The sequence below is a fragment of the Methylobacterium sp. E-025 genome (genome assembly GCF_022829705.1).
In the GTDB taxonomy this organism is placed as follows: domain Bacteria; phylum Pseudomonadota; class Alphaproteobacteria; order Rhizobiales; family Beijerinckiaceae; genus Methylobacterium.
This window is the reverse complement of sequence record NZ_JAKSYR010000200.1, coordinates 30,951-47,447: the sequence shown is the minus strand read 5'-3', so window position 1 is coordinate 47,447 and position 16,497 is coordinate 30,951. Positions and strand designations below refer to the sequence as shown.

Annotated in this window: 14 protein-coding genes; 5 read left to right on the top strand and 9 right to left on the bottom strand. The window is 71.5% G+C overall.

The window, feature by feature from the left end; translation table 11 throughout:
• Positions 1-12 precede the first annotated feature (12 nt).
• The 3 genes from gyrB to MKK64_RS27705 form a co-directional block, all read right to left on the bottom strand.
• Positions 13-2,490: a DNA topoisomerase (ATP-hydrolyzing) subunit B gene (gene gyrB, locus MKK64_RS27715; protein WP_187274726.1), complete on the bottom strand. Its 2,478-nt coding sequence runs from the start codon at positions 2,488-2,490 to the stop codon at positions 13-15.
• A 177-nt stretch (positions 2,491-2,667) separates the two neighbouring features.
• On the bottom strand, positions 2,668-3,627 hold the full coding sequence (locus MKK64_RS27710; RefSeq protein WP_243938962.1) for an aldo/keto reductase: 960 nt from the start codon (positions 3,625-3,627) through the stop codon (positions 2,668-2,670).
• A 5-nt stretch (positions 3,628-3,632) separates the two neighbouring features.
• Complete coding sequence (locus MKK64_RS27705) at positions 3,633-4,277, bottom strand: MBL fold metallo-hydrolase (protein WP_147725689.1); 645 nt, start codon at positions 4,275-4,277, stop codon at positions 3,633-3,635.
• Between the two features lie 329 nt (positions 4,278-4,606).
• Here MKK64_RS27705 and MKK64_RS27700 point away from each other — a divergent pair, with 329 nt between their 5' ends.
• On the top strand, positions 4,607-6,958 hold the full coding sequence (locus MKK64_RS27700; protein ID WP_243938960.1) for a TonB-dependent receptor family protein: 2,352 nt from the start codon (positions 4,607-4,609) through the stop codon (positions 6,956-6,958).
• 57 nt (positions 6,959-7,015) lie between these two features.
• Here the strand turns inward: MKK64_RS27700 and MKK64_RS27695 are convergent, their stop codons facing one another.
• From MKK64_RS27695 to MKK64_RS27680, 4 genes are all read right to left on the bottom strand, one after another.
• Complete coding sequence (locus tag MKK64_RS27695; RefSeq protein WP_147725688.1) at positions 7,016-7,384, bottom strand: hypothetical protein; 369 nt, start codon at positions 7,382-7,384, stop codon at positions 7,016-7,018.
• Positions 7,385-7,442: 58 nt separating this feature from the next.
• On the bottom strand, positions 7,443-9,110 hold the full coding sequence (locus MKK64_RS27690; RefSeq protein ID WP_147725687.1) for an alpha-amylase family protein: 1,668 nt from the start codon (positions 9,108-9,110) through the stop codon (positions 7,443-7,445).
• Between the two features lie 64 nt (positions 9,111-9,174).
• Positions 9,175-9,495 (bottom strand): BrnA antitoxin family protein, encoded by a 321-nt coding sequence (locus MKK64_RS27685; RefSeq protein ID WP_147725686.1) that lies wholly within the window; start codon positions 9,493-9,495, stop codon positions 9,175-9,177.
• Positions 9,458-9,724 (bottom strand): BrnT family toxin, encoded by a 267-nt coding sequence (locus MKK64_RS27680; protein ID WP_147842257.1) that lies wholly within the window; start codon positions 9,722-9,724, stop codon positions 9,458-9,460. Before MKK64_RS27680 ends, MKK64_RS27685 begins: the two co-directional genes overlap by 38 nt.
• A 161-nt stretch (positions 9,725-9,885) precedes the next feature.
• On the opposite strand from MKK64_RS27680, the gene MKK64_RS27675 reads away from it, so the two are divergent.
• Complete coding sequence (locus tag MKK64_RS27675) at positions 9,886-12,894, top strand: penicillin-binding protein 1A (RefSeq protein ID WP_243938957.1); 3,009 nt, start codon at positions 9,886-9,888, stop codon at positions 12,892-12,894.
• 39 nt (positions 12,895-12,933) lie between these two features.
• Positions 12,934-14,028, top strand: a complete 1,095-nt coding sequence (locus MKK64_RS27670; RefSeq protein ID WP_147844165.1) for a hypothetical protein — start codon at positions 12,934-12,936, stop codon at positions 14,026-14,028.
• A 36-nt stretch (positions 14,029-14,064) separates the two neighbouring features.
• Here the strand turns inward: MKK64_RS27670 and MKK64_RS27665 are convergent, their stop codons facing one another.
• Positions 14,065-14,304 (bottom strand): hypothetical protein, encoded by a 240-nt coding sequence (locus tag MKK64_RS27665; RefSeq protein WP_147729075.1) that lies wholly within the window; start codon positions 14,302-14,304, stop codon positions 14,065-14,067.
• Between the two features lie 256 nt (positions 14,305-14,560).
• Between MKK64_RS27665 and MKK64_RS27660 the strand changes: the two genes are divergently transcribed.
• Both MKK64_RS27660 and MKK64_RS27655 read left to right on the top strand, forming a co-directional pair.
• On the top strand, positions 14,561-14,809 hold the full coding sequence (locus MKK64_RS27660; protein WP_147844166.1) for a hypothetical protein: 249 nt from the start codon (positions 14,561-14,563) through the stop codon (positions 14,807-14,809).
• A 221-nt stretch (positions 14,810-15,030) separates the two neighbouring features.
• Positions 15,031-15,669, top strand: a complete 639-nt coding sequence (locus tag MKK64_RS27655) for a hypothetical protein (protein WP_243938955.1) — start codon at positions 15,031-15,033, stop codon at positions 15,667-15,669.
• A 31-nt stretch (positions 15,670-15,700) separates the two neighbouring features.
• Here MKK64_RS27655 and trhA read toward each other — a convergent pair whose 3' ends face one another.
• Complete coding sequence (trhA, locus tag MKK64_RS27650) at positions 15,701-16,384, bottom strand: PAQR family membrane homeostasis protein TrhA (RefSeq protein ID WP_243938953.1); 684 nt, start codon at positions 16,382-16,384, stop codon at positions 15,701-15,703.
• Positions 16,385-16,497: the final 113 nt, after the last annotated feature.

Sequence of the window (16,497 nt, the reverse complement as noted above, 5' to 3'; positions counted from 1 at the left end):
CGCACCGACGGATCACACGTCGAGGTTGGCCACGCTGAGCGCGTTCTCCTGGATGAACTCGCGCCGGGGCTCGACCACGTCGCCCATCAGCTTGACGAACAGGTCGTCGGCGTCGGTGGTGTCCTTGACCTTGACCTGGAGCAGCGAGCGGATGTCGCGGTCGAGCGTCGTCTCCCACAGCTGCTGCGCGGTCATCTCGCCCAGGCCCTTGTAGCGCTGGAGCTGGAGCCCCTTCCGGCCGAACGCCATCACCGCCTCGAACAGCGCGACCGGCCCGTGCAGGACCGTCGATTCGCCCTTGCGCGAGAAGGTGACCGGCTCGCCGTAGATCTCGCGGAGCGCGTCGGCGCGGTCGGCGAGGCGGCGCGCCTCCTGCGAGGCGATGAGGCCGGCATCGAGCGTCGCGACCTGGCGCACGCCGCGCAGCGTGCGCCCGAAGACGTAGCCGCCCTCCGACGCCTCGCCCTGCCAGCCCTGCTCGATGTCGTCGGCGATGGCGTCGAGGCGCCTGGCCGTGACGTCGGCCAGGACCTCGGCCTCGCCCGCGTGCTCGGCCGCCTCCGGCCGGAAGGCGCCGGCCAGCACCGCCTGCTCGACCACCGAGCGGTCGTAGCGGGTGTGCAGGCCGAGCAGGATGCCGCGGAAGGTGCGGGCCTCCTCGACCAGCGTCTTGAGCTGCGGGCCGCCGAAGGCCGCGCCCGAGGCCAGCGTCAGGGTCGCGCCCTCGACGCCCTGGTCGATCAGGTAGTCCTCGAGGGCGCGCTCGTCCTTGAGGTAGAGCGCCTTGCGCCCGCGCTCGGCTTTGTAGAGCGGCGGCTGGGCGATGTAGAGGTGGCCGCGCTCGATCAGCTCCGGCATCTGCCGGAAGAAGAAGGTCAGGAGCAGGGTGCGGATGTGCGAGCCGTCCACGTCCGCGTCGGTCATGATGATGATGCGGTGGTAGCGCAGCTTGTCCGGGTTGAAGCCCTCGCGGTCGGTCGAGGACCGCCCGATCCCGGCCCCGAGCGCGGTGATCAGCGTGCCGATCTCGGCCGAGCCGAGCATCCGGTCGGCGCGCACGCGCTCGACGTTGAGGATCTTGCCCCGCAGCGGCAGCACCGCCTGGAAGGTGCGGTCGCGGCCCTGCTTGGCCGAGCCGCCGGCCGAGTCGCCCTCGACCAGCAGGATCTCGCACTTGCTCGGGTCGCGCTCCTGGCAGTCGGCGAGCTTGCCCGGCAGCGAGGCGATGTCGAGCGCGCCCTTGCGGGTCACGGTCTCGCGCGCCTTGCGCGCGGCCTCGCGGGCCGAGGCCGCCAGGATCACCTTGCCCATCACCGACCGGGCCTGGGACGGGTTCTCCTCCAGCCAGTTCGACAGGCCCTCGTTCAGCACGTTCTCCACCGCCGGGCGCACCTCGGAGGAGACGAGCTTGTCCTTGGTCTGCGACGAGAACTTCGGGTCCGGCACCTGCACCGAGATCACCGCGGTCAGGCCCTCGCGGCAATCCTCGCCGGTGAGGGTGATCTTCTCGCGCTTGGCGATGCCCGACGATTCCGCGTAGCCGGTGATCTGGCGGGTCAGCGCGGCGCGGAACCCCGCCATGTGGGTGCCGCCGTCGCGCTGCGGGATGTTGTTGGTGAAGGGCAGCACCGTCTCGTTGAACGAGTCGTTCCACCAGAACGCCACCTCGACGCGGATGCCGTCGCGCTCCGAGCGCACCATGACGGGCTTGGACACGCCCTCGATCGGCTTGCGCGAGCGGTCGAGGTAGCGCACGAACGCCTCGATCCCGCCCTCGTAGTACAGCTCCTCGCGCCGGTGCTCGGGGTGGCGCGCGTCGGTCAGCACGATCCGGACGCCGGAATTGAGGAAGGCGAGCTCGCGCAGGCGCTTCTCCAGCGTCGCGAAGTCGAACTCGATCATCGTGAAGGTGTCGGTGGAGGGCAGGAAGCTGACCTCCGTCCCCTTCCGCCCGTTGCCGGGGCCGAGGACCTTGAGCGGGGCCACGGCGTCGCCGTGGCGGAACTCCATCGTGTGCTCCTTGTCGTTGCGCCAGATGCGCAGGCGCAGCCACTGCGACAGGGCGTTGACGACCGAGACGCCGACGCCGTGCAGGCCGCCCGAGACCTTGTAGGAATTCTGGTCGAACTTCCCGCCGGCGTGGAGCTGGGTCATGATGACCTCGGCCGCCGAGACGCCCTCCTCCTTGTGGATGTCCACCGGGATGCCGCGGCCGTTGTCCGAGACCGTGCAGGAGCCGTCGGCGTTCAGTGTCACGGTCACGAGGTCGGCATGGCCCCCCAGGGCCTCGTCGATGGCGTTGTCCACCACCTCGTAGACCATGTGGTGCAGGCCCGAGCCGTCGTCGGTGTCGCCGATATACATGCCGGGGCGCTTGCGCACGGCATCCAGGCCCTTGAGCACGCGGATCGACTCCGCGCCGTAGGCGTCGACGAATTCGGCGGGGGGCACGGCGCCCTGGGACAGGTCGTTCGGGTTCTGGTCAGACATCAAGGTCCTCGGGCAGGCGGGTCCGAGCGCGAGGGTCCGGCGCCCGCTTGGGAGCAGCCCCGCCTGCGATTCGATCAGTCCGCCTCATATAGGCGTTCCGCCTTGAAATTGCATCGTTTCCAGGCTTGCACGGCCTGGCTCGGTCCCGTGTTCTGACGCGGCCGCCTTAACGTCGGGTTAGGCCTGAATCCCGCCGGCCGTCGCCGCGTCGAGGCGTGCGATCGCATCGGGAGGGAGGCGCAGCGTGGCGGCCCCGATCAGCTCGTCGAGCTGCGCCACCGAGGTCGCGCTGGCGATCGGCGCGGTGATGCCGGGGCGCGCCATGATCCAGGCGAGCGCCACCTGCGCCGGGCTGGCGCCGTGCTCGGCGGCGACCGCATCGAGCACGCCGAGCAGCGCGAAGCCCTTCGGCGTCAAGTACTTCGACACCCGGTTCTCGCGGGCGCGGCCGGCAGCGGACTCCGCCGAGCGGTACTTGCCGGTGAGGAAGCCGGCCGCGAGCGAGAAGTAGCCGATCACGCCGAGCCCGGCCTCGCGGCAGACCGGCTCGAGCTCGGCCTCGTAGCCGCGCTCGGCCAGGCTGTAGTCGGGCTGCAGGCATTCGTAGCGCGGCAGGCCCGCGCGTTCCGCGACGGCCAGCGCCTCGCGCAGGCGCGCGGCGGAAAAATTCGAGGCGCCGATCGCCCGCACCTTGCCCGCCTGGATCAGGCGCTCGTAGGCGCGCAGCGTCTCCTCCTGCGGGGTCGCCGCGTCGTCGGCATGCGACTGGTACAGGTCGATCCGGTCGGTCCGGAGCCGGCGGAGCGAGGCCTCGCAGGCCTCGGCGATGCGCGCGGGCGCGAGGCCGGTCCTGCCCTCGCCCATGTCCATGCCGACCTTGGTCGCCAGCACGACCTTGTCCCGCGTGCCGCGCGCGGCGAACCAGCGGCCGATCACCGCCTCCGACTCGCCGCCCGCATGCCCGGGGGCCCAGCGCGAGTAGACGTCGGCCGTGTCGACGAAGTTCAGGCCCGCGTCGACGAAGCGGTCGAGGATCGCGAAGGACGTGGTCTCGTCGGCCGTCCAGCCGAAGACGTTGGCGCCGAGGCACAACGGGGCGACGGACAGGCCGGAGCGGCCGACGGGGCGCGTTTCCATGGCGCTCAACCCTGCAGGAACGGGTTCGAGACCCGCTCCTCGCCGAGCGTCCCGGTGGGTCCGTGGCCGGGGATGAAGGCGAGGTCGTCGCCGAGCGGCAGCACCTTCTCGCGGATCGCGCGGATGAGCTGGTCGTGGTTGCCGCCCGGCAGGTCGGTGCGCCCGACCGAGCCCTTGAACACCACGTCGCCGACCAGGGCGAAGCGCGCGTCGCGGCTGACGAACACCACGCTGCCGGGCGAATGGCCGGGGGCATGCAGGATGTCGAAGGCCAGCGGCCCGACGGTCACCGCGTCGCCCTCGTCGAGCCAGCGGTCGGGCACGACCGCGCGGGCGCCGTCGATGCCGTAGTTGGCGCCGGTCTCGGGCAGCGAGTCGAGGAGGTAGCGGTCGGCCTCGTGCGGGCCCTCGATCGGCACGCCGAGGCGCTCGCGCAGCTCGGCCGCGCCGCCGGCATGGTCGATATGCCCGTGCGTCAGCAGGATCTTCTCCACGCTCACGCCCTGCTCGGCGATCGCCGCCTCGATCCGGTCGAGGTCGCCGCCGGGATCGACCACGGCGCCGACCTTGGTCGCGGCATCCCAGATCAGGGTGCAGTTCTGCTGGAAGGGCGTGACCGGGATGATCCCGACGCGGGGCGTGCCTGGCATGGTGGTCCGTTCACCGAGTGGAGGGTGGAAGCGCCGCCCGTTCTAACCCCGATCGGGTCGAGCCGCACCCCGGGGGCGGCCGCACCGCAGGAGCGCTTGTATCCGAAATGCGACGGCTCGGCCGATTCATCGCGCGTGCGCCGCCGCCGGCTGGTTGGTTGACGGTGCAACCGATACAACTTTGTGCACAATCCTTCGTCCGTCTCGCCTTCCTCCATCTCGCCTTCGTCCGTCTCGCGGATCTGCGCCGTGCCCGTGCCGCCCGCCATCGTCGACATCGCCGCGTGGTTGCCGGTCGCGCCGTGCGTCGACCGCACCGGGTGACCGCGATGGCGTTCCGGCGCTTGCGGGAGCGCGTCCGCCTCCGCCGGATCGTGCCCGCCCTGATGCTGGCCCAGCTCGTATCCGCGGCGGCTGGGGCGGAGGCCGCGGCAAGGCCGGAGGCGGAGGTCCGATCCGGATCGGACGACGGCGTCACCCTCGACACGCTCTCCGTCGTCGGCGAGGCCCGCCCCGACGAGCCCCGCGACTTCGGCGTGTCCGCTCCGCCCGGATCGGCCCCGAGCCCGATCGAGACCCCCGTCGGCCAGGTGGTGACGTCGATCGGGCGCGCGGGCGCGATCGACGACCGGCCGCCGACGGGGATCGGCGCCGTGCTCGCTAACAGCCCCGGCGTCACCGTCCGCCAGGGGCTCGGCGGCCGCGACGTGGTGATCTCGATCCGCGGCAACAACGCCCGCTCCACCGGCATCACCCGCAACATGGTGGTGCTGGAGGACGGGTTCCTGGTGACGCAGGCCGACGGCGCCTCGCGCTTCGACCTGTCGGATCCCCGCGCCTATTCGCGGATCGACGTGTTCCGCGGGCCGCAATCGGCCCTGTTCGGTAACTACGCCAGCGGCGGCGCGCTGGCCTTCCGCACCCGCACCGGCCGCGAGATCGACGGCGCCGAGGTCGCGGTCGACGCCGGCAGCTTCGGCGTCCTCAACACGTCCTTCGCCGTCGGCCAGGCGAGCGGCCCGTTCGAGATCAGCCTGTTTTCCAGCGACGCGCGCGGCAACGGCTACCAGGGCCATGCGAGCTTCGACACCCAGACCGTCAACCTGCTGGCGAGCTACACCCCGAGCCCGGACGACCGCTTCACCCTCAAGGTGATCGACAACGTGGTCTCCACCGGGCTGCCGGCGCGCGCGTCGCTGAACCAGTTCACCCTCAACCCGTACCAGCGCGGCTGCGAGACCGCCGCGACGGCGGCGCCCGGCTGCGCGACGGTCGCGATCCTGCGCAACGGCATCTTCGGACGGACCGTGGCGGTGACCGCCGACGAGGGCGGCTTCGGGCGCGACGACCGCCGCACCGTCGTCGCCGGCCGCTGGGAGCACGACGTCGACGCGCAGACGACCTGGCGCGTCCAGGCCGGCTACGACGAGCGCCGCTACGACCAGCCGTTCTACACCCTGGCGGGCCGCGCCAGCCTGCCCTCGGTCAACCTCGCCGCCGACCTGACCCGGCGCGGCGAGCTGTTCGGGCTGGCCGCCACCGGCTACCTCGCGCTGAGCTACGACACCATCGACATCCGCGCGCCCACCTTCAACCGGGCGGCCTACGGGGGACCGCGGATCGGCGCGCCGATCGGCCTGCAGGAGGCGATGCAGGACAACCTCGGCGGCCGGGCACGGGCCGAGATCGCCGTGTCCGACCGCTGGACCGCCGTGCTCGGGATCGGCGCGACGCGGACCGCGATCGCCGGGCGCAACACCACCTTCGCCTACACGGCCGCCGGCGCCGCCTCCGCCGTCACCGGGGTCGACCCGACCTACGTCAACGTCGCGCCCGACCTGATCCTCGTCTACCGGCCGGATGCGGACTGGGCCCTGCGCGGCCGGGTCGCCGCCGGCTACGCGACGCCGTCGGTCGGCAACCTGTTTGTCACGCCGGCCGGCATCCCCGGCGACAACACCGGGCTCCGGTCGCAGCGGAACCTCGGGTTCGACCTCGGCGCGGACTGGTCCCCGACGGCGGGCGTGCGCGTCAGCCTCACCGGCTTCTACGAGCTCTTCCGCAACGAGCTGGTCGGCCAGTCGCCGGGGGCGGGGCTCCTGTCCTACACCTTCAACGTGCCGGCCTCGGAGCACCGCGGCATCGAGCTCGGGGCGGAGGCGGCGCTCGGCTCGGGCTGGCGCGGCACGCTGGCCTACACCTTCGACGCCCAGGTCTACACGCGGTTCGTCGAGCGCCTCGCGGCCGGCCCGCTCACCGCCGCGTTCGACCGGGCCGGCAACCGCATCGTCGGCGTGCCGGAGCACCAGCTCCTCGCCCGGATCGGATACGACGTGCCGGCCGGGCCGCTCGCCGGCCTCGGCGCCTACGCCGAGGCGGTGGCGCAGGACGGATCCTTCCTCGACAACGCCAACCTGCTGCGGGTGCCGGGCTTCGCGGTCCTGAACCTCAACGTCCACTACGCGACGGCGCTCGTCGGCGACGTCCGCCGCCTCGACCTCTACGGCGAGGTCCGCAACGTCCTCGACACCGCCTATGTCGGCGCCGCCAACCCGCTGGCGAACACGCTGAGCCCCGTCAGCGGCCTGCAGAACGGCCGCGCCGTGCTCGCGAACACGAGCGGCACGATCTTCGCCGGCCCGCCGCGGACCTTCATGACCGGGATGCGGCTGCGATTCTGAGCCTCGTCGCGCGCGGTCGATGGCGCGCGCGGGAGGACGATGCTCTCGGGGTCTCGCTCAGTCGGCCGCCCCGCCCTTCGGCCGGCGGAAGCCGTCGTGGAGCGCCAGCATCTCCGCCATGCCCAGCGCCCGGCTGCTCCAGCGGGTCTCGGCGGTGTTCACCTGGGTGAAGCGGTCGTGCGAGCGGCCGCCATAGGCGCCGAACAGCACCAGCGCCTCCGCGCCGTCGGGCGCCGGGCGGTCGATCCGGTAGGAGGGCGGGCCGCCCTTCGCGGTCACCCCGATCCGCACCACGGCGTCGCCGAAATGCTTCTGGCACATCCGCATGGTGGCGAGCACCGCGCGGAGATAGGCCTCGCCGTCCTCGAGGTCGGGCAGCACGTCGGCGATGGTCGCGTCGGGCGAAAGTGGGGGGCGTCGGGGCATCGGGTTCTCGCTTCCCGGTCTCCCCTACTCTGCCGCGGCGGCAAGCGCGAGGCGCCGGTCAGGTCGGCTTGCGCTTCAGAAGCGCGTCGAGCCCGCCGACCCGGAACCAGTGATAGCCGTAGCCCTCCAGGTAGAGGCCGTGGCGCCCGGCATCGTCCGCCTCGCTGCGCTCGCCCGTGAGCAGGTCGATCAGCAGCAGGCCGTCCGGCGCGGGGACGCCGGTGTCGAGCGCGACCTCGGTCGGGCCGGGCCCGAGGTTGTGGAGGCACAGCACCGCGTTGCCGCGCCAGTCGTAGCGGAGCGCCAGCACGGCCGGCTGGCCGGTCTCGAGCGCGGTGACATCGCCCCAGCCGATCTCCGGCGCCTCCTTGCGCAGGCGGATGATGCTCTGCATCCAGTTGAGGAGCGAGCCGGTCTCGTGGCGCTGGTCCGCGACGTTGACGTGCGCGTAGCCGTAGGCGCCGTGGTCGATCGGCGGCATGGTCGGCGTCGCCGACCGGGTGAAGCCGCCCTGCGCCTCGGGCGTCCACTGCATCGGCGTGCGGGCGCAGTCGCGCTCCTTCAGGGTCAGGTCGTCGCCCATGCCGATCTCGTCGCCGTAGCGCAGCACCGGGGTGCCGGGCAGCGTGAACATCAGCGAGTAGGCCAGCCGGATGCGGCGCGGGTCGCCGTCGAGCATCGGCGCGAAGCGGCGCCGGATGCCGCGGTCGTAGAGCTGCATGCCCTTGTCGGGGCCGAACCTCTCGAAGACGGTCTGGCGCTGCTTCTCGGTGAGGCGACCGAGGTCGAGCTCGTCGTGGTTCCTCAGGAAGATGCCCCACTGGCAGGAGAGCGGCCGGGGCTTGGTCCGCTCGATCGCCTTGACGAGCGGCCGCGCGTCGTGGGCCGCCAGCGCGTAGAAGGTCGCCTGGTTGACCTGGAAGTTGAACATCATGTGCGCGCGGTCGGCGTCGTCGCCGAAATAGTCGAGGTCCTGGCGGGGCAGGATGTTGGCCTCGGCCAGGATGATCGCGTCGCCCTTGCGCCATTGCAGGAACTCGCGGAAGTCGCGCAGCATGTCGAACTGCTCGCGCGGCGCGCCCGTCACGTCGGCGCCCTTCTCGGCGATGACGAAGGGCACCGCGTCCATGCGGAAGCCCGAGACCCCGAGCTCGATCCAGAAGCCCATGATCTTCAGGATCTCGGCCAGCACGGCGGGGTTGGCCGTGTTCAGGTCGGGCTGGAAGTCGAAGAAGCGGTGGAAGTAGTAGGCGCCCGCCGCCTCGTCCCAGGTCCAGGTCGTCGTCTGGACGCCGGGAAACACCATGCCTTCGTCGGCGTTGGCCGGCTTCTCCTTCGACCAGACGTACCAGTCGCGATAGGGCGAATCCGGGTCGGAGCGGGCGGATTGGAACCAGCGGTGCTGGTCCGAGGTGTGGTTGACCACGAGGTCGATCAGCACCCGCAGGCCGCGCTGCTTGGCGGCGTGGGTGAAGGCCACGAAGTCCCCGAGCGACCCGTAATCCGGGTCGACCCCGTAATGGTCGGCGATGTCGTAGCCGCCGTCGCGCTTCGGCGAGGGCTGGAACGGCATCAGCCACACCGCCGTGACGCCGAGCCCCTGGAGGTAGTCGAGCCGCCGCTCCAGCCCGGCGAAATCGCCGATCCCGTCGCCGTCGGCATCCATGAAGGTGGCGACCGACAGGCAGTAGATGACGGCGTTCTTGTACCAGAGGTCGGTGATCATCGGGCCTCGCGAGGTCGAAGGGGGCCCGACGCGCGCGGCGGGACGGAGGAAGCCGGCCGGTCCGCTACTTCCGCGCATGCTCCATGTAGGCGCGCAGCACGGCGTTGATCCGGGTCTGATATCCGCGTCCCTGGCCCTGGAAGAAGGCCAGGACGTCGGCGTCGAGCCGGATGGTCATCGGCTTCTTGCGCGACTCGGGGTGGAACACCGCCTTGCTCCAGTCGATCTCCAGCCCCGCCTCGTCGGGGTCGGAGGCGACCGCGGCCTCAACCTCGGCATCGGTCATGGCCTTCACGGCCTCCCAGTCTGTCCGGTCCTCGCCGTCCCTCCGCATCGCGGTCAGTTCCTCAGCCGTATAGCTGACGATATGCGGCTCGTTCCTCATGACGTGCCCTCCGGAGTGAGATCGCGCGACGCCGATCGCCGCGCCATGTCCAGACCAGGGCGACGAACACCCCGTCGAGTTCGGCGACGGTGATCATGCGCGGCTCGGGCGCATGCGTCGACGGCAGGTCGAGCCGGGCGCGACCGTCGAACAGGAGGTCCGCCCTGACGAAATCGAGCCGGTGCTTGGCAAGGTTGCCGAGCCGCTCGGCCTCGTCCCACTCGAACATCGCAGCGCACCGTAACGTGTCCATACGAAGCGTCAATACGCAGCCGCGCACAAGCCCGGGGCGAGGCACGCTCCTTAAAACAGCCGCGTTGTGCACGCCCTGTTCAGGGCGACGCCCGCAGGTTCGGGGCGCACGTGGAAGAGCCCGGTGCCCCGGATTTCATGAACACCATCCTGATCAAGCTGTTCGCGACCGCCCTGACGCTGAGCCAGGTCACGACCAAGCCCGATGCGGTAAGGACCCGGTTCGACCCTGCCGTCGACGGTCCGCAGGTCGTGCAGATCCTACGCGACGGCTGCGCGCACATGCGAAAAGCCTTCGACATCGAGGACATCAACCTCGACGAGCTGATCTCCACCGCGATGGAGGACCCGAGCGCGGTGGCGGGGCCGGCGGCGCCGAAGATCCTGCACGGGCTCGACATCGGCGAGCTGAACACGAGCTACAAGCAGTTCTGCAAGGGCGAGAACCCCAAGGCCTCGCCGTTCGACGCCCGCGAGGTGATCGAATTCTACAACAAGGCGACCACCGACCTGCCGACCGCCGAGGCCCTGCGCGACAAGGCGCTGCCGGGCATGACCCGCATCCTCGACGCCTCGGGAAAGCCCTTCGCCGAGACCTTCGAGCCGAACGGCCGCCGCCTCGTCGTGCCGATCGGCGACGTGCCGCAACTGGTCCGACAAGCTTTCATCGCCGCCGAGGACAAGCGCTTCGAGAGCCACCACGGCATCGACGAGCGCGGGGTGATCCGCGCCTTCATCGGAAACCTCGCCGCCCCGGGCCGCCCGGCCGGCGGCTCGACCATCACGCAGCAGGTGGTGAAGAACCTCTCGGTGGGCGACGACGTCACCTACGAGCGCAAGATCCGCGAGATGATCGTCGCCTCCCGCCTGGAGCGCATCCTCGGCAAGCCGCAGATCCTCGGGCTCTACCTCAACGGGATCTATCTCGGCCGCGGCGCCTACGGCATCGAGATGGCCGCCAGAAGCTATTTCGGGAAGTCGGTGGGCGAGCTCACCCTGCCCGAGGCGGCGCTTCTCGCCGGCATGCCGAAGGGCCCCAACTTCTACAGCCCCGACAAGTACCCCGAGCGCGCCCGCGAGCGCCGCGCCTACGTGCTCGCCCGCCTCAAGGAGGAGGGGGCGATCACCGAGGCCGAGATGGCGGCGGCCGTCGCCTCCGACCTCGGGCTGAAGCCGATCGAGACCGCGCGGCGGGATTCCGGGTTCTACGTGGTCGATCATCTCACCCGCGAGGCCCGCACCTTCGCCGGCCTCGATTCGCTCACCGCTTCGTCCTTCACCGTGCGCTCGACCATCAATGCCGGGCTCCAGCGGGCGGTCGAGGGCGCGCTGCAGGACGGGCTGGCGAATTACGAGCGCGGCACCGGGCGCCAGACCTTCTCCGGGCCGGAGTTCAACCTCGCCGACAGCGTGCGCAAGCTCGGGGCGGCGACGCCCGCCCCCGAGGCGGCGCCGCAATCGCTGCCGGGCGTGACCGGGGCGGAGGCGAAACCCGAGGCGGCGAAGGCGGCCGTCGGCAGGCCGGCGCGCGGAAAGCCGGTCGCCGCGGCGGCGCCCGCCGAAAAGCCGGTGTGGCTGCGGGCGCTCGAGAGCGCCCGGCCGGTGCTCTACGACGTGCGCTGGCCGCTCGCCGTGGTGCTGGAGACCGGCCGCAACGGCGTGAAGGTCGGGCTCGGCGACGGCCGCGTCGCCCTGCTCGACCCCGGCATCGCCCGCGGCAGGCTGCAGCCGTACGACGTCGTCCGGGTGAAGCTGCGGGACGGCAAAGGTCTGCGCGCCGAGATCCGCGTGAAGCCGTCGGTGCAGGGCGCGGCCCTGGTGCTGGAGAACCGCACCGGCCGCATCCTGGCGATGGCCGGCGGGTTCTCCTACCCGGCGAGCCAGCTCAATCGCGTGACGCAGGCGGTGCGCCAGCCCGGCTCGACCCTGAAGCCGCTGACCTACCTCGCCGCGCTGAACGCCGGCCTGCAGCCCAACACCCTGGTGATGGACGCGCCCGTGACCCTGCCGCCGATCGGCGGGGTCGGCGACGCATGGTCGCCGAAGAACTACGAGGGCGGCGGCTCCGGCCCGACGACCCTGCGGCGCGGCCTGGAATTCTCCAAGAACCTCGTCACCGCCCGCCTCCTCCAGGGCGGGATCGCAGACAAGGCGCCGGCCAGCCTCAAGCGGGTCTGCGACATCGCCCTGGAGGCGCAGATCTACGCCGCCTGCGAGCCGTACTACCCGTTCGTGCTGGGCGCCCAGCCGGTGCGGATGATCGACCTCGCCGGGTTCTACGCCGCGGTGGCCAACGAGGGCGCCCGCACCGCGCCCTACGCCCTCGAAGGGATCGAGCGCGACGGCAGGACCGTCTACGCCCACGCGGCCCGCGAGCCGGTGCGGATCGGCTCGGCCGACCGGGTCGCGTTCTACCAGCTCAAGACCATGCTCCAGGGCGTGACCAACCACGGGACCGCGGCGGCCCTGGCGCGGGTCTCGCAGTTCGTGGCCGGCAAGACCGGCACCTCGGAGAACGAGAACGACGCGTGGTTCGCCGGCTTCACCAACGAGGTCACGGTGGTGGTCTGGGTCGGCTACGACAATGCCGACGGCACCCGCAAGACGCTGGGCCGCGGCCAGACCGGCGGCCACGTCTCCGTGCCGATCGCGTCCGCGATCTTCCAGGCCGCCTGGGCCAACGGCGTGGCCAAGACCCCGCTGGCCCCGCCCTCCCCGGAGGCGCGGCAGATGCTCGTCGACCTCTCGATCGACCCGCGCAGCGGGCAGCGCGTCTCGGGCGGCGGGTTCACCGAGCACTTCCGCAAGGCCGCCGACGGCCGCATGGCCGACACGCAGTACAAGCTGCTGCCGCGCGAGAACGCCTACGCGATGCGGCCGGACGCGGAGGACGGCGACCTCTCGGGCCTCGAGGACGGCGCCGACGTCGCCGGCGACGCCTACGGCAACCGCGCGCCCGATGCCGACCTGCTCGACCCGTTCGGCGACCGGCGCCCGGCGATGCGCAGCCGCCGGGCCCAGGGCGACCTCGACGGCGGCTCCCGGCTCTGGCCCGGCCAGACGGCGCGCTCGCCCTTCGGCGACGACGATGCCCGGCCGCGGCGGCGCGACCCCGATTACCTGTTCGGCGACGACCCGCGCTACTGACGCCGCCGCCCCTCCCCCTTTCCCATCGAGGTTCCTTTCGTGCGGATGCAGCTTCCGGCTCGCCTTGCCCTGCCCTTGCTCGTGCTCCCGGGGTTCGTGCTCTCGGGCGCCCCATGCGCGATGGCCCAGGCGCCGGCACCGTCGCCCGCGCAGCCGGGCATGGCGGCGACGCCGGCCGCCGCCGGGCGGATCCGCGAGGTCGCCTCGATCACCGCCGTCGATCCGACGACGCTCAAGCCCGGCGCGATCCTGGTGAGCGACCACCGCGACAACCCGTCGACGCCGGAGAACGGCTTGACGCCCTACCTCGACTGGGTCCGGACCAAGCCTGCGGAAGCGGCCGCGCTCTCGCCCTTCCCCGGCTACAAGGAGCCGGACTACACCACCACCGTGAACGGCGTGGCCAAGCCCCGGCACGAGACGCTGAAGGTTTACGTCGCCGAGGGGCGCTTCGTGGTGGCGCGGCCTCCCGAGGCGATCGACCTCGCGGCGCTGGCCCGTCTCGGCTTCGTGCAGGCGATGGACCCGGCGATCAAGCACAAGGCCCTCGACCCCGCCGACGTGACGCCGACCAAGGACCCCGCCGCGGCCTTCGCCCGCCGTCCCGACCGCCCGTGGTGCGAGCCGGGCACGGTCTGCATCGAGTCGCGCTACGACCTCGAGGGCAAGCTGCCGCTCGGCGTGAAGCTCGCCAACAAGCTGGAGGAGGGCGGCGCGAAGAAGATCGCCGAGTTCGTGACGTTCCAGAGCGAGCTGCGCACCCTCGCCCCCGATCGGGCGGCCGGCCTCGGGGCGCTGACGAAGGTCGACACCACCGTCACGGGCGGGCTGGAGCAGACGATCTTCTGGGTCAACCAGATCCTGCGCTTCGGCAAGTTCCTGGCGGTGTTCCAGCCGATGCCGGGCGACCCGACCAAGACCGTCGTGACCACCTACATGGCGCTGGCGATCAAGGGCGACGTCCTCGACCGCAAGGCGGAATACGCCCGCGTCCCCGTGCTCAGGAACCTGCTGCCGGCGCAGGTGCTGATGGGCAATTCGAGCTTCAACACCGGCACCTCGATCAGCGCCGGCCTGCCGACCTACGCCCGCAACCGCATCGCGGCCTTCGCCGACGCCCTGGCCAAGCGCTAGGGCGCCCCGGGCCGCGGGTGCGGAGCGATCCGGGGATCAGTAGCCGCGGTTGGCGATCGAGGGAATCGAGGGCTGGGTGTACAGGCGGTTCACGTCGGGCCGGGTCTGCGTGCCGTTGGTGTCGTTCGAGCGCCGGTAGTTGTCGGTGTTGAAGGTCTCCGCCAGGCCGCTGCGGCTGTCGGGGCCGTCGACGCTGTTGCAGGCGCCGAGGCCGCCGACCAGGGCGGCCGCGAGGGCGAAGGGAGCGAGTGTCTGAACGGTCGGGACGAGGCGCATCGCGGGTCCTGGGGCGTGATCGGGAGGGAAGGCGCGGGAATGACGGGCCGAGGTGTCGGGCCAGTGTGTCCGCGTCAAGGCAGTGCCGATCGCGTGAATCGGTTGCCGGGGATGTGATGTCGCCCGGCCACGGAAAAGTCACCACGGCGTGGCTTTGCGGCCGCGAAACCGGGCATTCGTGTGGAGGAGCGGCGGTGCGACCCTGGCCAAGCGGGCGCGTTCCGGCGACAACGACCGTGATGAGCCGAAAGCCTTCATGAGCAACGTCCTGCCCTTCCGCCCGCGCACCCCCGTGCAGCAGCTCGCCCGTTGCGAGGTCGTCGCCGTCGCCGGAGACCTTCTCACGCTGCTCGAGCAGCTCGAGGACGTCAGCGCCCGCGCCGCCGCCATGGGCCGCCCGGCGCTCGAGGTCGAGCGCACGGTCCAGCACCTGCTCGACGCGGTCAGCGCCGTCGAGCGCGCGCTCGACTGCATCGGCGAGGGCGAGCAGGCCGCGCCGGCCTGACGCCCGACGCAGCAACCGCCGACATCCGTCCGGACGTTTCGCGCGACCCGATGCGATCGGGCGCGCGCCTTCCGTCGTGCGTTCGACCGGTGCGCCCGCCCGCGAATTCGCGTGCAAACTTCGCGGAACTGTCGCGTTTAAGTTGCCGTTAACGGGGTGTCGCATCGCACGCGCCGTGCGGTTCACCTCATTTCTCTGCCCGCGCATCCTTGGAGGGATCGATGACGTCGTCCTTGAACCGTCGCGTCCTCGCCACCGTGCTCGCCGGTGGCCTCGTCGCCGGCGGCGTCGCTCAGGCGCAGGCGGCCGAGCTCGGCTTCTTCGAGGCGCTGTTCGGTGGGGCCCGCCCGGCGGCGCAGGCGCAGGCGCCCGAGCCGAGCCAGCCGGCCTATTCCGGCGGCGCGTACCGTCCGCGCATCCGCCGGGCGATGTCGCCGCGGCTGCGGCTGCGGCCGCGGACCCGCTACGCCGCCCTGCCCGCCGCGGAGCCGCTGAAGGTGCGGATCACCGACCGCCAGAAGCCGATCGACATGACGGGCGGCGCCGCCGCCGCCCTGATGAAGGACGAGACGCTGCGGCCCGGCGACATCGTGGTGTTGAGCAGCGGAGCCCGCGTGTTCACCGGCGATCCCGATGCGGCCCACACGATGCGCGACTTCGCCCCGGTCGAGCGTTCGGCCTACGTCGATCGCGGCACCCGCAAGCAGCTGGCGGCGCTGATGGCGCCCGCTTCGGCGCTGCCGGCCGACCAGGCGCGCAAGTTCGTCGAGCGGCTGAAATCCACGCCGCGCACGCCCGCGACCCTGATGCCGCAGCAGGCCTCGATGCGCGTCATCAGCCCGTGGACGGTGGCGCCCTGAGGCGCCGACCGATCCTGTCATTCGCGGAGGATCAGCTGACCGCGGCGCCGGTCAGGCTCGCCCAGACCGTGCCGTAATGGCAGGCGGCGGCCGCGAGCACAAAGGCGTGCCAGATCGCGTTCTGGAACGGAAGCTTGCGCCAGACGTGGAAGATGACCCCGACCGAGTAGAGCAGGCCGCCGACCGCGAGCATCCACGAAGCGGTCGGCTGCAGCGCCGCGATCACCGATTCGTAGGCGAACAGGCCGCACCAGCCGAGGAGCAGGTAGAGGCCGATCGACAGCCGGTCGAAGCGGCCGGGCAGCAGCAGCTTCACCGCGATGCCGATCCCGGCCACGATCCACACGAAGGCGAGGAGCGCCCACGCCGTCGGCCCGGTCCCGACCAGGGCGACGAGCGGCGTGTAGGTGCCGGCGATCATCAGGTAGATCAGCGCGTGGTCGGCGCGGCGCAGCAGCCATTTGCGCGGGCCGACCGGGTAGAGGTTGTAGGTGGCCGAGACCGCCAGCATCGAGACCAGGGCGGTGGCGTAGACCGCCACCGCGACCCGCTCGGACGTGCCGAGATGCTCCGTCAGCGCCATCGACACCAGGGCCACCGCCCCGGCGAGGCCGAGGAGCACGCCGAGGCCGTGGACCACCCCGTCGGCGACGATCTCGCGCGGCGTATAGTGCCAGGTGAGACCAACCGGTCGTCCGTCTTCGGCCAGGAACATCACAGCCTCCTGCAACGCATCGAGGCTAAGCCGTTTCGATGACACTCGTTCCACCGGCAGACCACGCAGCGCCGAGCCGTCCCGACTTTTCCACCGATCAGGCTCAACATTCA